The 15,321-nt window shown below is 45.3% G+C and carries 18 protein-coding genes; 4 read left to right on the plus strand and 14 right to left on the minus strand.

Going from position 1 to position 15,321, the window contains the following annotated elements; all coding sequences use genetic code 11:
* Positions 1 to 189: 189 nt before the first annotated feature.
* Genes JW968_00795 through JW968_00805 form a run of 3 tightly spaced genes read right to left on the minus strand, consistent with a single transcriptional unit; the run spans position 190 to position 2,878 of the window.
* Positions 190 to 1,272, minus strand: coding sequence for a hypothetical protein (locus JW968_00795; GenBank protein MBN1385496.1), 1,083 nt, complete (start codon positions 1,270 to 1,272; stop codon positions 190 to 192).
* Complete coding sequence (locus JW968_00800; protein MBN1385497.1) at positions 1,269 to 1,868, minus strand: metallophosphoesterase family protein; 600 nt, start codon at positions 1,866 to 1,868, stop codon at positions 1,269 to 1,271. The genes JW968_00795 and JW968_00800 overlap by 4 nt, the downstream gene beginning before the upstream one ends.
* 41 nt (positions 1,869 to 1,909) lie before the next feature.
* Positions 1,910 to 2,878, minus strand: coding sequence for an Lrp/AsnC family transcriptional regulator (locus tag JW968_00805; GenBank protein MBN1385498.1), 969 nt, complete (start codon positions 2,876 to 2,878; stop codon positions 1,910 to 1,912).
* Positions 2,879 to 2,990: 112 nt separating this feature from the next.
* Here JW968_00805 and JW968_00810 point away from each other — a divergent pair, with 112 nt between their 5' ends.
* On the plus strand, positions 2,991 to 3,731 hold the full coding sequence (locus JW968_00810) for a class I SAM-dependent methyltransferase (GenBank protein MBN1385499.1): 741 nt from the start codon (positions 2,991 to 2,993) through the stop codon (positions 3,729 to 3,731).
* Between the two features lie 44 nt (positions 3,732 to 3,775).
* Positions 3,776 to 4,177, plus strand: a complete 402-nt coding sequence (locus JW968_00815) for a hypothetical protein (GenBank protein ID MBN1385500.1) — start codon at positions 3,776 to 3,778, stop codon at positions 4,175 to 4,177.
* Here JW968_00815 and JW968_00820 read toward each other — a convergent pair.
* The 8 genes from JW968_00820 to JW968_00855 all read right to left on the minus strand — a co-directional run bounded on the left by JW968_00820 (position 4,161) and on the right by JW968_00855 (position 10,699).
* Complete coding sequence (locus tag JW968_00820) at positions 4,161 to 4,649, minus strand: prolyl-tRNA synthetase associated domain-containing protein (GenBank protein ID MBN1385501.1); 489 nt, start codon at positions 4,647 to 4,649, stop codon at positions 4,161 to 4,163. The genes JW968_00815 and JW968_00820 overlap by 17 nt on opposite strands.
* A complete protein-coding gene (locus tag JW968_00825; protein MBN1385502.1) occupies positions 4,649 to 5,842 on the minus strand; it encodes a VWA domain-containing protein in 1,194 nt (397 codons plus the stop codon). Before JW968_00825 ends, JW968_00820 begins: the two co-directional genes overlap by 1 nt.
* Positions 5,829 to 6,848, minus strand: a complete 1,020-nt coding sequence (locus JW968_00830) for an AAA family ATPase (protein ID MBN1385503.1) — start codon at positions 6,846 to 6,848, stop codon at positions 5,829 to 5,831. Before JW968_00830 ends, JW968_00825 begins: the two co-directional genes overlap by 14 nt.
* Before the next feature lie 91 nt (positions 6,849 to 6,939).
* Positions 6,940 to 7,473 carry a hypothetical protein gene (locus JW968_00835; GenBank protein ID MBN1385504.1) on the minus strand — a complete coding sequence of 178 codons (534 nt, stop codon included), beginning with the start codon at positions 7,471 to 7,473 and terminating at the stop codon, positions 6,940 to 6,942.
* A gap of 59 nt (positions 7,474 to 7,532) precedes the next feature.
* Entirely contained in the window at positions 7,533 to 8,102 is a 570-nt protein-coding gene (locus tag JW968_00840; protein MBN1385505.1) for a phosphatase PAP2 family protein, read from the minus strand.
* 25 nt (positions 8,103 to 8,127) lie between these two features.
* Complete coding sequence (locus JW968_00845; protein ID MBN1385506.1) at positions 8,128 to 8,607, minus strand: small multi-drug export protein; 480 nt, start codon at positions 8,605 to 8,607, stop codon at positions 8,128 to 8,130.
* A complete protein-coding gene (locus JW968_00850) occupies positions 8,604 to 9,362 on the minus strand; it encodes a nucleotidyltransferase family protein (protein MBN1385507.1) in 759 nt (252 codons plus the stop codon). Before JW968_00850 ends, JW968_00845 begins: the two co-directional genes overlap by 4 nt.
* Before the next feature lie 2 nt (positions 9,363 to 9,364).
* Complete coding sequence (locus JW968_00855; protein MBN1385508.1) at positions 9,365 to 10,699, minus strand: nucleotidyltransferase domain-containing protein; 1,335 nt, start codon at positions 10,697 to 10,699, stop codon at positions 9,365 to 9,367.
* Positions 10,700 to 10,865: 166 nt separating this feature from the next.
* Between JW968_00855 and JW968_00860 the strand changes: the two genes are divergently transcribed.
* Positions 10,866 to 11,348, plus strand: a complete 483-nt coding sequence (locus JW968_00860) for a 4-vinyl reductase (protein MBN1385509.1) — start codon at positions 10,866 to 10,868, stop codon at positions 11,346 to 11,348.
* Positions 11,349 to 11,509: 161 nt separating this feature from the next.
* Entirely contained in the window at positions 11,510 to 12,982 is a 1,473-nt protein-coding gene (locus JW968_00865) for a hypothetical protein (protein ID MBN1385510.1), read from the plus strand.
* A gap of 22 nt (positions 12,983 to 13,004) precedes the next feature.
* Here the strand turns inward: JW968_00865 and JW968_00870 are convergent, their stop codons facing one another.
* From JW968_00870 to JW968_00880, 3 genes are read right to left on the minus strand one after another with little or no spacing between them, the layout of a single operon-like run.
* Positions 13,005 to 14,297, minus strand: coding sequence for a cation:proton antiporter (locus JW968_00870; protein MBN1385511.1), 1,293 nt, complete (start codon positions 14,295 to 14,297; stop codon positions 13,005 to 13,007).
* A gap of 24 nt (positions 14,298 to 14,321) precedes the next feature.
* Positions 14,322 to 15,065 (minus strand): hypothetical protein, encoded by a 744-nt coding sequence (locus tag JW968_00875; GenBank protein MBN1385512.1) that lies wholly within the window; start codon positions 15,063 to 15,065, stop codon positions 14,322 to 14,324.
* On the minus strand, positions 15,058 to 15,321 hold the full coding sequence (locus JW968_00880; protein ID MBN1385513.1) for a hypothetical protein: 264 nt from the start codon (positions 15,319 to 15,321) through the stop codon (positions 15,058 to 15,060). The genes JW968_00875 and JW968_00880 overlap by 8 nt, the downstream gene beginning before the upstream one ends.

Below are 15,321 nucleotides of genomic sequence, written 5' to 3' on the forward strand. Positions count from 1 at the left end.
TATCCTTAGCTGCCTTCTCCAGTTCATCCTTCAAATAACATACCTGGCCGGTCTGCAGGTCCTTGAAATTGACTAGAGTTTCAGAGAAATTCTTGCCTAAGCTCTTTGTGATATGCTCTGTGTTGCACTCACCATACATCATGACAACATCCGGGACCATATTTATCTCATCGAACATAACAACAAAAGTCATCTTATCTTCCTCACAATACCCTCATCAGCATCCACTTCAACCTCATCACCATCATTCAGGACCTTGGTGGCTACTTTTGTGCCTACAATGCATGGGATGCCGAGCTCTCTTGCCACTATGGCAGCATGGGAGGTGAGGCCACCTTCATCTGTTACAATGGCACCAGCCTTCTCAATAGCAAGCATCATCTCGGGGCCTGTAGTCTCAGCAACCAAAACATCACCATCCATCACTTTTTTGATCTCCTCCTTGAAATTATCACTGAAAACTGTCCTTACTACTTTGACAATCCCAGAATAAATACCCTTATTTGCTATTGTGCCTGGAATCTCGTCCAAATTCTCACTGAAGAAATAATTTTCAAACTTATCCATCAAATCCTTCACTTCTCTGCCTTGTATAATATTCCAGTCATTATGTCTTGAGAGCATCCAATAAGTCTTGTCCCTGTCTGATAGAGGAATCTCTTTGTTATCCAGAATGTCTACTATCTCCTGGAAACTGAGCCACTGGAGATCAGATCTTTCCTTTCTTTTCTGGATCTCATCAATATACTTCTTCCACATGATATTGTGATTATAGAACTTATTCAGGAGCTTCCTTGCTTCAAGCTTCAACCCACCCATCCTGTTCAGATTATGCGCAAGACCGCTCTTTGGATCCTCTTTAGCAATCATCTCCACCTTTTCCAGGAAAAAGAACTCAGTATAGAAATAATTTCCACCTAAATCCTGAAACAGACCTGCTCTTGCTCCAATCCTTTGCTTCAACTCATCATCATTCAGCTTTGCCACATCATCTTTCTCTGTCTCTTTGACAAGCTCTTCTCCTTTTCTGATGCTATTCTTGATGTCCTTCTCCCAATCTGCAATATCTGAATAGAAATCAACAGCAGAAGCTGAGAATCTCTTAATATCTTTCTTTGAGAGATAGAACCTGAGCCCCTTATCCTTGTGATCATAGAAGAAAACCATGTCTGATTCTCGGATCTCCTTGAAAAGATAGCAAGAAGTGAAGATGAAATTCACATCATGGTCTGTCCAAAGATAGGTGTAATCCTGCGGGTTTGGGACTTTCATTTTATTCTAATTAGCTTACCTTTCGGGCCTGGATTGATTATTGTTGTCTTCTTTATCCTATCCTGCTTGCCTGCATTCTCATGGATGTGGCCGCAGATGACAAGATTGAGGTCGACTTCCTCGATGAAATCCCTCAAGGTCCTGTTGCCTACACAATCCCCATTCAGAACATCAAGCGTTGTCTGGAAAGGCGGGGGATGGATGATGAAGACTTTCTTAAGATTCCTGTGCTCATCCATGAGGATCTTGAATGCCTTTGCAGTCTTCCTCAATCCAGGCTCATCCATGACAAACCCATTTCCTGCAAAACCCATGAAAAGATGATCCTTCACTATTATAGCATGCTTGTGCAGATAGATTATCTTATCAAATCCCTTGCAGGCGATCTTCAAAGACCTCGGGCTCTCATGATTGCCAGGGATTATGAGGACTTTCTTCTTCAGCCTGCTGAGCCTGCGAAGCCACTGCTCCAAGTCCTGCTCAAAAATAGTGAGATCACCGGCACAGATGATGATATCTGCCTTCGGCGCCTTCTTTGCCAGGGAGGCCCAGGCAGTCTCGCTGCCATGCAAATCAGTGAATGCGAGGATGTTCATCTTATATCCCGGTTCTCATTCTGTTTATATAATTATTGTGCCTAAAAAGGCAAATATCTTATCTTAACAGTCTCATAAAACATGAAAGTCCTGTAATCGCCTATCATCTCAGGGAACTTAAGCCTGAGATCGCTCACAAAATCAAAAAGCTCCTGGTTGTTCTTGACCATGATCTCAACATCAAGGTCTTCAGGAAGGCCAACACCCTTGACTATGTAAAGGATTATAGGATTCATCTTGATATACTGATAAATCCTGTTCATCTTCTCCTTTGAGATGTTGTTGAGATTGATCCAGAGTTTGTAATAAGTATAACCCAGCTTATTATGATCAAGATCGGGCCTGTAGCCTTCAATGAGCTTGTTCTTCTCCATGCCCCTTATCCTGTTAGCGATGGTTTTTGGAGATAGATCAATCCTTCTTGACATATCAGTCAGGGACATCCTTGCATCTTCACAAAGAAGAGAGAGAATCCTCTTGTCATCATCATCAATCTCAATCCTTTCGGGGGTCTCCTGGATATGAATCTCCTTTGTCCTGGATTCCTTAAGGAGCCAGCGATGCTGGAAATGCACAACATCAGTTGTGATAGATTCATTCTTGTATTTTATGTAAGCGCTGAATCTTGAGAAGATGTCAAGCACAGCCTCTTTATATTCAGTGATGCTCTTAGCCCACATCACAAACAACAGATCATAGACTCCTTGCGTCGTGAAGACCCAGAACCATCTTGGGTCATGCTTGATGTAATCAAGAATCTCCTGCTCTTTCTCTGGGGTAATGTTGCTCAATGTGAGCGAGAGGCGACAATAGATGTAGCCAAGCTTGGGGACATTGATGATCGGAACAAAACCCTTAATGACACCGAGCCTCATAAGACGATTCATCTTATATTTGGTGCCTTGCTTGCTGAGACCAATCCTCTTTGCCAACCGTGAAAGCGGAGCTCTCGCATCAAAATCCAGCAGGTGGATGAGCTTCCGGTCCTTCAGATCCAGCTTGATAGTCATTTTATATCTTTTCTTAATTCCTTTACTTTAAGACATCATTATATATAAATTATTTCATTTTGTCAAATTTTTTCTTAAATATTTTATTATATTTCATCACTTACCAATAGTCATGGACAATATATTAGCAAGCATGTGGGAAGAGTTTGTAGGAAAAAGGAGCGAGATGGAGAAAGAGTTCTATCGCTCAATCCTGTGTGCGCATGACTGCAACAGAATTTTTGACGCGGCAACAGGGACAGGAGATGATTCGATAGACCTGATCCTAGCGGGATTTGATGTGACAAGCAATGAGATAAATGAAGACCTAAGAATAAAATCACATAAGAAAGCAGGGGAATCTGGAGTGGAACTGGTATTCACATCATATGACTGGAGAAAACTACCAGGTGACATGATACATCAATATGATGGCATGATCTGCCTGGGTAACTCACTGACGATACTGCGACATCCAGGTGAGCAAGCAAAAGCATTGAGGAAAATGAGAAGGAGCCTGAGAGATGGTGGGGTGCTGATAGTTGATCAGAGAAATTATGATTATATATTGGATTCAAGAGAAGATATCATAAACAATGGGTTGAGATTCAAATATGAGATAAGATATTGCGGCAAGACAATCAGGGCAAGGCCATGCAGTATCCGCGATAATCTTGTTGTGATGGAATATGTGGACAACAAAGCAAGACAAGGACCTGCATTCCCACCAATCCTGAAGATGTACCCATTCAGGTTCCATGAACTCAGAGCACAGATAATAAATTCCGGGTTCAGGGATGTGACAAGCTACAGCGACCTAGAACTTGGATACAATAGAGATGCTGACTTCCATCAGCATGTATGTGTTAAATAAAATTTATAAATACAATAACAATTAAATTATTAAGAGGTGATCATATGAAAAAAATCATGATTGCAATATTCACTATTTCTTTACTATTAGTGCTCGGCTGCACCAAACCTGCTCCGCTCGTGGGTGGGGACAGGGATGAGCATGGATGCATAGGTAGCGCAGGATATTCCTGGTGCGAGAGGCTTGATAAGTGCGTCAGGATATGGGAAGAGCCTTGCACAGTAGAGGACCTTGCCAGGACGCATTGCAATGAAGAGAATGTGGATTCGTTGTACACGTGCGGAGAATACGCGAAAGTCATCAGCACACTGCTCGGCGGAGGAGCGACATACTACAAACTTGGTGGCAGCTCATTTCAGTGCCCAGTTGTCGGACCTGACTCAATGACAGAAGAATGCAAGCAGATGATGGATGCAGAGTGCGAAGAGGTCAGCTGCCAAAGCTGATTACCTCTTTCTTCTGTTCCAGCAGATCCATAAACCTGTGAAACATCTCTCTTGACAATTCAAGCGATTCTGTATTAATATTAGGATGGAAGCTGACAATATCTGCATCCCAGACATCATGGTCTATGTAAACAATCACCTTCCCCTCCTTATCATTCAACAGGCCAAATGGGGAGACTGAACCTTTTGTCAGGCCTAATAAATCCATGAGCTCCCTATCATCCCCGAACCTGATATGCTTGGACCCTATAATCCCAGAAAACCACCTAAGATCAATCTTCTTATCTGCAGCCATTATGACCAGGAAAAAACGACCTGATATCTTATCCTTAAGGAATAGGTTCTTGCATGCAAGACCAGGAATATGACTGCAATGCTTCTCTGCCTCCTCCACTGTAAAAACCGCAGGATGGGTGTGAAGCCTGTAAACAATATGGTTCTCTTCCAGGAATCTCTTGACTTCGGACCTCATCATGGACCCTTTGTCGCATAATAATCCTGCAAGATAATGGAATCCATCTCTTCCAGGTCCTTGACAATGTATAATCTGCCTTCGCCGAGCTGGGTTATCTCCTCAGCAAGCTTCTTCCCTTTCTTATCAAGGCTGATGCCGATCAGCGAGATAGTGATACCATTGGCCCTGGCAAGAGAGACAGCTTCCAAGGTCACTCTATGCGGATCCTCCCCTATTGTAGGAAGGGCATCAGTTAAGAAGATAAGATGCTTTGTGCAGGTCTCAGAAGGGAAGAGCTCGACAGCCTTCCTTATTGTGGAGACAAGATCAGTCTCGCTTGCCGGTCTTATCGAGGTAATTGAATCCAAAATCTTGCCAAAATCATCAGTGGGCTGGACAAAATCCTTCACCTCCTTGCCAAAAACAATAAGACCTACCTTGTCGCCCTCATCAATGGCCTTGAAGGCGAGCGCAATCCCAGCCTTCTTGGCATGCTCAATCTTCCGGCCCTTCATGGAACCTGATGAGTCCAGGGCATAGATGATATAAGAATGGCCTTTTGACTGGCGTTCATAGGATTTCATATCATCTTTCTCAAGCCGGGGATGGGATCTCCTTATAGCCTGCCTGATTGATGCCTTTATTGCAATATCACGATAACGATCACCTTTATGATAAGACTTGATGGCATCCTTCTCACCATACAAATCCTTCTCCTTATTGTATCTCTCGCCGACAATGCCTTTCGGGATGAGATTCTCAATCTCCTCAATATACATGACAATGGAAGCAAGCTCCAGTGCTTTCCTTGTCAAGGAGTTATCCTTTGTTATGATCCCTTCCTTCTTGAGCCTCCTCAGGGACTCATTGATCCTCTGCTTCATCTCCTTCTGGAACTCCGGAAGCCGTATATTCCTCTCGACATAATCTGGGTCAAAGCCAGAAAGAATCCTCAGAATGCGCTTGCCATAAAGCTTCTCTGCATACTTGTAATTCGAGACAAGACCCTGCATCATGATATCAGGAGTGAAAGAAGAGATGTTGAAATTGATCGCATCAGAGACAAGCTTGCCATCATCAATCTTGTCCTTATCCCCCTCAAGAACAGAATGCATCAGCTTGTCCTCAATGAACTGTGTTGACAGTTTCCCCTGGATCTCATCAATAGGAGTCAGCTCAGCAACCTGCTTATCGCTGCTAAAGTGAATCACCTTGATCCTCTCCTCTGGAGAATTTATTAGAATCAAAGAACTTGGCAAACTCCTCCTGTATGAACTGGCGATTCTCTTTCAGATACCTTATGGACGGCTTGAGCTTGATCCTGTGCGAGATGACAGAGAGGATAGCCTCCTGCACATCAGCAAAAGCAACCTCATCCCTGCCGGAGATCAGGGCATTGGATTGGGCGCGCTCGTAGAGACCTATTGATGCTCTTACGCTCGGAAAACGCTCAAGATTCGGGCTTTCCCTCAGATCCCTCACAAAACCTATGGCCTTGTCCAAGATAGGTTCTGGAAATTTCACAAGAGGCTCAGAGTTGCATTTCACAATATCCTTCTCCACCTTCAATGATTCGGGATAGGACATGTAAACAACATCAAACCTGTCCATGAGGACAGTGGAAAGCCTCTCAGTGCCGGAGAAATCCTCAGGGTTCATGGTAGCAATAAAGATGAAATTGGCAGGGATGTCAATATCATAGCTGCCGATAGTTGCATAACCCTCCTGCAAGACCTGGAGCAGGGCATTCTGGAGCTTCTCAGGGCAACGGTTCAGCTCATCAAAGAAAAGGATTCCATTATTCGCGCGAAATATCTTGCCTGGAGTGAAAGCCTCGATGCTGAGAGGCCCGAACTTCAATGCCTTGATGGGATCAATATCACCCAGTATATCCTCAACAGTAAGGTCTGGAGAACCCTGAATCCTGACAAAACGATCCTCCCCTGAAATCCTCTTTGTCTTAGGCTTCTTGTTCCTGCACTCAGGGCATAATGGTGATCCGGGATCACAATGATAAGAGCAGTCATTCACTTCTATCTCTGGAAGAAGCTTGGCGACACCCTTTGCCAATGTGGTCTTGCCTATGCCAGGAGGACCGGCAATGATAAGATGCCTTCCGACTAACAGTGCAGACGCCAATTCCTTCTTTGTCCTCGCCTGGCCCTTGACATCAGGGAAAGGATCAGAGACAAGCAAATTATCCTTGAGTTTTTCCATAATCACCACAAAGGCGCGCTGATTCTGCAATTTAAATAGGTTTTGGAAAAAATCAGGGCGCGTAGACGTCGGAGTTTAAATATTTTTTGGGTCAGAAGAGAATGCGTATGAGCAGTATGACAAGGCCGGCAGCCATCGGAATAGTGAGGTTGTCATCAAGGATCACCTTGAACCTTCTTGATTCAACAGCCTCTATCAGCATACCGACAATGGAAGCGAACAGGGCTTCGGGAACAGAGACAAAAAGCAATGCAACAATAAAGGCAGCTGCACCGCCCGCTATATTACCCTCTGCAAATTTCTTCCTAGAGAGGGGATGCTGGACTCTGCCGAAGGCAATGCCATAAAGAGCTGAGACTGAATCACCGAATGTAAGAACAGCAATCGATGCAAGCGCTATGTCCTTTGGAAAAATGATGATTGCCAAGATGGTGCCGAACAGGAACATCAAGGCGCCCCTTCCGGGAAAGACCTTAAGATGCTCTTCTTTCTCAAAGATATCCAACAGATAGGATATAAGAGGAACCCTTGAAAACCTGCACCAGACAGAAAGGAAAATGCCTGCGATGAGAAGAGCCATCAACTGCAGCAAGGAGACCATATCAGCCCATATCAGGAATAGCATCACAGAGCCAAAGACAATATGAAAAATTTTCCTCCTGAAATGAAATTCAAACTGCCTGTTCAAATGCGCCACCCCTTCTTCATAGACACAATTATGAAATGGCCGAAGAGATACCCTAACACAGACCCGCCGACAATATCTGAAAACCAATGGACCCCAAGATACAGCCTGCTCAGAAGAACAATCGAGACAAACACAATCCAGAATATCCTTATCTTAGGGAACTCCTTCTCAAGGAAAGGCAGGACTGCAAAACACATGGCAGCATGGGCGCTGGGAAAGGCAAAATCAGGAAAACCAAAATGATACATTGGGAAGGGTCTTGGACGCTGGATCAGGAACTTCAGGACATAGCTTGAAAACATCGCAAGCGCGAAGCTGACCCACATGGGGAGTATATACCTTGTCTTGCGCTCCTCATACATGAAAAGCGAAGAGAGGACAAGAAGAACAAGGATTATTGTTATCATCGAGCTGAACCATGAAAAGAAGATATCCAGATAATGATACTTCACAGCCGAGAAAAAGCTGTGGATCATGCTGTCCAGCAGGAAAGACATGCCCAGCACAAGAAGCAATGCTATCACCAGGCATGGCCTACAGTCCCATACACTGTCTTTTGTCTTCATCCATCCCACATCATTCATATCGATTTCACAAAAATTTCACAAAAATGCTGAATGCCTGGCTCCCGGTCATCACGATCAGAGTTACAAGGATGCCTGCTATCAGCACACCAATAATATTTGCAATGATGAACTTCCTGTAACCCAGACCAAGAATGTAAGAGCCCAGAGCACCCGAATATGTCCCAGAGCCAGGCAAAGGGACTGCGATGAACAGAGCGACACCCAGCCAGCCGAACCTCTCCATGAACTTATGTATCCTCCTCTGGGTCCTCTCCACTGACTTATGCCAGCACTTCTCGATCCACCTTATCTTCAAAAAAACATGAATTATCCTATCAAGGAAAAAATAGACAATAGGCCCGAGCAGGATATTCGAAAGCACGCAGACAATGAACACAACCTGCCAGGCCAGGTCAGTCGCGAGCATACCATAAGGGATAGATGCCCTCAGCTCCAGAAAAGGGAGCAAAGTCAAGCCAATGAGGATAAGAATCTCATACATCATTTTCTGTCCCTGTAAAGCTTCCTGACATGCTCAAGCTGCTCCTTGCTTCCGATGTCAAACCACCTGCCCCTGAAACTGTATCCATATACTGGCTTCTTTGATGACAGGTACCTGACAAAATCACCTGTGTTGTCAGGCTTCTTGTGCTCGGCAATGCACCTCTCCAGCTCGGCCATATCATCCTTTGAGAACATATAGCAGGCAGTCGATGCCAGAGATGATTTCGGATTATCCGGCTTCTCCTCGAAACCGATTATCCTCTGGTCCTTGTCCAATTCCACGACACCCAGCTTCCTGGCAAGCAATGACCTGTCCTGCATGTCATAAACTGCAATGACTGATGCCTGCTTCTTAATGAAGAATGAATGCATGTCAGCAAGAGAGAAATCAAAGAGATTGTCACCTGCAATGACCAATGCATCATCATCGATAGCCTCCTTCTTGATCACAAAATCCATGTCGCCGATGGCTCCGAGGCGGTCCTCATTGCATGTGGTGCCATCATCAATGATCGCCAGCTCTATGGGGCAATCAAAACCACTGTTCCATGCATCGAAATGCGGGAAGAACTTGGAGTTCGTGACTATTATTATCTTCTCGATGATCCTCCCAGCCTGGTTCATCTCGACAATCCTCTCGATGATATGCTCCACCATCAGCTTTTCCCCGACGTCAAGCAGGGGCTTAGGAGTATCAAGAGTCAATGGATAGAGCCTCGTGGCGTATCCGGCGCCAAGTATGATCGCTTTCAACATCATCACCCGTGTTCCTGCACTGAAATCCTCTTTGTCCTTTCAGTGACATATGAATTCTTTATCGTATTCCTTATCAGAGAGCCCGGTGTTATGAACTCCCGCTCGACAAGAGCACAGACCCTGCCTTTATCCACAAAGGTCTCCTTGTGCTTCTTCATGAAAAGATCAGCATTCTTCTCGGCATTGAGCGGAGGACCGAGCCAGGTCTTCTTCCTGGCAAGAGGATCCCTGTCAAACACAAAAAAAGCAACAGCCGGATCATCCTTCCACTGCCAGCTGAAATCCAACAGCCTGAAATCATTCAGCTTCAGCACAGTCTTCAGGAAATCCAAGGATTTCAGCATCTTCGACCCGACCACATCATCCTTCCCATCCAGCGGCCATATCCTGAGCTCGATTATCTTCCTGCCCTTGTGCTTCCTGACAAAATCAGCATGGTTCAATACCTTCTTCTGGAAGAAATCCTGCGATGGAGCATCCAGGAAGGACGCAGCCGCCTGCCTGAACCTCATGAACCTCTCATCAGAAAGAGAGGCTGCCGCATTCCTCTCAGGCATTATTGGATCGACGACAATTATAGGGGACTGTGTCTTGGATGAATTCATCCTCTTGCCCGCATCACCTGCCTTATAATGATGCTCCACATCTATCACATCACCTTTCTTCCATGACTGTGAAGCCTTAAGCAGAGCGATGAAGCCACCGTAATTCATTGTCAGAATGTCGAGTACATGACCAGAGAAACCCTTTATGTAAGACTCTGCGCCATAAAGGTCCTGGGCCTTGCAGAATATCTTGGAAAGAAGCATCTCATCTGTCAGCCCAGGGTCTTTCCTGACCCTAGACATCACCCAATCCACATGCAAAGGGCTCATATCAGTTACATTCACGGCCTGCTTTGAATCCTTGACATCCAGCACAGGGATTATCTCATACTTGACGCCCTTGTGCATTATGCGGTAATAATCACGGGAGCCGTGCACTTCCTCGAACCTGAAGGATTTCACAAGGTCAAAAAGAGTCTTGGAAAGATTATAATTCTTCATAGACAGGTCAAATGCAACAAAGATATCGCAGTCAAAATCCCCTTTGATGGTTGTGCCCTTGGCTGCACTGCCTCCGAGAATAACCTTTGCCTTAATCCTGGACTTGGCGATGTTCTGCTCAATCCTTGAGATGACTTCCTTTATCTTGCCATCCAGCAGCATCTTCTCTTTCTTCGGCAAGGAATGCTTTGCTATGGCCTCTGCAAGGATCTTATCCAACTCATCTGAACAAGACCCATAGCGGGTATCTGACCTGGGTCTAGGCATATTGTTAGGGATATGTTTAGGCATATATCCTGATAATTCCATATTTCTTTAAATATTTAGGGATTTAGGATTGTATTTTAATTTTTTTAATATGTTTATTAAAATTAGATTTATATTTCCAATATATTGTAAAAAATCGGGTGAGAAATCCAAAATATTTAAAAAAGAATATCCAATAAATCAATGGAAGATGCTGTCAAATTTTTTGAAGAAACTGATGTTCGCGAGGCAGTTCGAGATGAACGAGGGCAAGATAGAGATACTCGGCATCAGGCAGAACATGTTCAGCACAGAATTCTTCGTCAACCTCCAGGAAAACCATGCAAAAGAGATAAGCAAGGCAATCATGGACAGCACAAGGAATGAGATGAGGATATACGCGAAGCAGCTTGACGTCGACAAGAAGAGCATCATAAAATATGTCCCTGAGCTCTTCAACCTGTTCGGCCTCGGCAAGATAGAGATAGTGGATGCAGATTTCGCAAAGAAAAAGGCCATAATCAAGGTGCACGAGAGCCCGCTTGTCCAGAGCTACAAGAAGATAAAGGAATGCGTCGTGACCGGATCAGTGCTTGCCGGGATGATGGGATTCTGCTTTGACAAGGATCTTGAATATGAGGAAAAGAACTGCATGTCAAAAGGGGATACGTCCTGCCAGTTCATACTCAAATGATAAGGAATTAGGTTTTATAATGAACTATTAGGTTTGATAAGTGTCTGTTAGTCTTCTGGGGCAATACTTTATAAATGAAAACAAAGTATTTATAAATGAGTAAATGCTACAATCACCACTAGATAGTGGTTTTATCTATCTATGATCAGGATGGGATTGGAATGGAATTTGACATATACAGGATTGAAGAGGGTATGCTGACAGCGCAAAATGCCTGGATAAAAGCCCTCGAGAGAATCAACAGGAAAAGAAGGGATAAGGATGCGATCAGGCCAATCAGCGAATGGCTGTTCAGCCTCGGCCCGGATGCACATTATGAAAGAGTCAGTGTCCTGGACGAAAGGGGAGCATCAGCAAGGGTCTTCAGATCAAGGCTGGTGAACGGGACAGAATCACTGGAACAGATACAATTTGTCGAGAAACTATATACTTTCAACAAACTCAGGGAAATGGAAAGCCACTGGAAAAAATCCTTTGAGATGATCACCACACTTGATGACACCATCCAGAGCCTTGAAGGAGCGCAAGACCACGACTCAATAATAGAACTTGTCAGGAAAAAATACCAGCGGAGAGAACAGGCCCGCGAGAGGCAGGCGACAGAGAAAGACTTCAATTTTCTGTGGAACTTATTTGTCCAGCAGCTTGGAGTCTTCCTGGGCACCTCAGTCGACCTCGGACTAAAGGGTATTGCAGTCCCTGCAGAGACATATGCCATAAATGGAGAAACTCTCTCTGTGTACCAGAACATGTACAGCACGACATTCCAGGACTACATCGGCAGAATGGAGGATGACATGCAAGGCCTGACCCTCAAGCAATGGCTGAGGATGAAAGAGACAAGACAGACAGGAGACTACCAACTCATGCCGGTAAGAGGGGAACTTGATATGGACCCTTCGAGCGAGAGGGTATATGAAATCGCACTGCTGACCCTGGGTGCAGCAGAGCTTGTAGCAGCAAGAGTCAGGGCAGGATGGAAAGACAGGGACTGGAAACTCCTGAACACGGTACTAATACCACAGCATACTGGAGACAGATGGGAATACAGGATAGCACTGATAGACCAGGCATCATGGAGCCCTTACGGTGAACTCTACTCAATGCTCACACCATCGGAGAAGTGCCTGATATACCCATCCGAGAGCCCGGATGTGGTGGAGATGACGATAAGAGCAGCACCTACAAGAAGAATCCTCGGAGCTGTCGGAACATTCTGGCATAACTGGGAACTGCCTAGGATCATGACTGAACACCTAAAGGACTGGCAAGAAAAGACAGGATACCACAGATGGACATTCGCGACTGAGCTTGATGATCCGCAGATGCTGGCAAGCGAATTCCTCAGTATGCTCGGGCTGTATGAGGACATTTTCCAGCAGAACCCTGTGCTTCAGGCAAAGGAATACTGCACAAGGAGGGCCCAATTCATCATAGGGGAATATGCACTGGATGTACCTGAACCACTCCAGCCATTAATACCCCTCTTCAGGAAAGCCATCCTTGGCAGGCATGACTACACTGCAGAGAAATTCCTTGCAGATATAAAGGACGCCTGCAACAAGATACTGCCAGACGGCATAAATGATGACAACTACTCATTCAGGGACGGAGTGCTCAGATATAACAAGTGATCTTCCCAGATATATCAAATTATCATCTTGCAGATCTCTTCTGACTAACCAAAGTCTTCACAGATTTCACAGGCTTCATAGTCTTCACAGGCTTTGCCGGCTTCTTGGGCTCAACCTTGAGTATCACCTCAGCAGGATGAGGGGCAGTCCTGATGAAGAACTTGGAGAATCTCGATACAACAGTCGAGAGAATCACACTGTAGATCATGAAAAAAAGAGTGAGGTCAAGTATCTTAGAGATGCCCATGATATTGAAAGCGGCAAGAGAGAAGATGACAGTCGCCACTGCAATGCCTTTAGGCATATTAAGAGTCATGAACCAGATCTCCCTCAACTTCAGATCCTTCCTGAAAACCAAAATGACTGTGAAATACCTTATCATGATATACAATACAAAGAGTATCAGGCTCTTGACATAGAAGACCCAGTTCAATGGTACCTTCACAACAAGACCGACAAGAACAAAAACCAAAATCTCAAGCGACATAGTGAATATAGATGAGTATTTCTGGACCTCTGCTTTCTTGAATATGGTGCTTGAACCGAAGAAAAGGCCCAGAGTCGTCACAGCCAAGACCCCGTTGCCGCCGAGATTCTCAGCAAGGACATAAGAGAGCATTGCAGTCACAAAAAGAGCGAAAGGGCTGAGAACAGGGCTGTAGAACCTGCTCATGATCCTGAAGACGACAACACCAATCAGGATACCGGCACCGATCCCTGATACAAACTGCTGAAGGAAAGGAGCCAGCTGCATCACAACCTGACTCAGCTCAAGCTTCCCCGGAGTTGTCATCATCACATCTATGATTATGAAAGGCAGGATCACAGTGAACGGTGTGTTGATGAGGGATTCAAGCTGGAGAATCTTGACAATCCTGTTATCCTCACCCTTGAACATGGTTATGATGACGTCTGCAGCAGTGGCGCCCATAATCGCTGAGAAAATCATGCAGACAGCCACAGAACCTATGTTGAAGGTTATATACGTGAAGAAGCTCAAGAAAATGAGATTGAACAGGATGAAAAATATGACCAGCTTTATGACCTTGACAGAAAGGGTGTCGAACTCCTTCCACTTGAACTCGCTGGCCCCCTCGAACACTATGAGGACAAGAGCAAGGATACCTATGCTCGAGAGGAAAACAGGCGGGAACTCCACCAGAGGCTTGCCGCCGACATGGATATTCCTCAGGATCATCCCAACCAATATGAGGAAAAGCACATTCGTCATGCGGACCTTCTCGCTGAAGATCGTGAAAACAAGACCTATGAGCAGCACAACCGCCAACTGGGTAATTATCAGCATCGGGTCCATTCCATATCACATCAGTCAAGCGGATCAGTATTCAAATCCGCTAATATGCATCCCTCTTCTCCCGAAATGCATCATCTGCAATCCAGGCTCAATATTGGTTTTCCTCATCTTCCTGACCTGCAAGGTCCGATAGACAGTCTTCCCCATCTCCATCATCTTCAGCTGCAATACACTGTCACACGCGAATTCAGAGACACTGTCCCTGGTCAGATACCTGGTCCCGGGCGCAGAATCAGAGATGAACAAGCATGTCGCACCAAGGCCCATGATCCTTGAGATCAGGATGTAAATAAACTGCTGCATCTCGAACTCCCCGCCCAGCGAACTCGGCTGAAGCTCATGGATCTCCCACTTTGTCCTTGTCCTCACCTTGACAGGAAGCTTGTACATCGATGCATTGATGGCCATGATGGAAAGGGAATCAATGACAATGCGCTTCGCCTTGACCTTCCTGGAAGCGCTCCTGATTGCACTGAAGATGTCAAAATTTGACATGTCAACGGGTATCTTCAGAAAATTTATCCTGCTGTTGAACCTGTTGAAATCCATGCCGAACTGCCTCGCCTGCTGCTTCAGATTGATCGGTTTTTCCTCGATCGTCACATACAGTCCGTTCTCGCCATTCATGGCACCCTGATAAAGGAACTGGAGACCGAAGATGCTCTTGCCTGTACCAGGACCGCCGCAAACCAGCACTGAGCTCCTGCAGGGTATGCCTCCCTGGATGAGCTTATCAAGACCCAGGATGCCTGACTTAATCCTATTCATGCTCTTCCCTCATCAACTCATGCATCACCCTCAGCTTCTCAATCTGGGTGGGCCATGCGACCAATGCCCTGTCGAGCTTCTTTGTCCTTATCTTGCTCTGCTTGGCAAGCATGTCAAAATGGTATTTTATCTTCGAGATATTGGATACAGTGGTCTCCAGCCCGAGTGTCCTGCACACACCTGACGGGTGTATCGGCCATTCCTTCTGGATTATCTCATATACCTTCTGTGTCAGTCTCTTTGCGTTCAGTTTCAT

It is taken from the genome of Candidatus Woesearchaeota archaeon, from assembly GCA_016928155.1.
Lineage (GTDB): Archaea > Nanobdellota > Nanobdellia > Woesearchaeales > JAFGLG01 > JAFGLG01.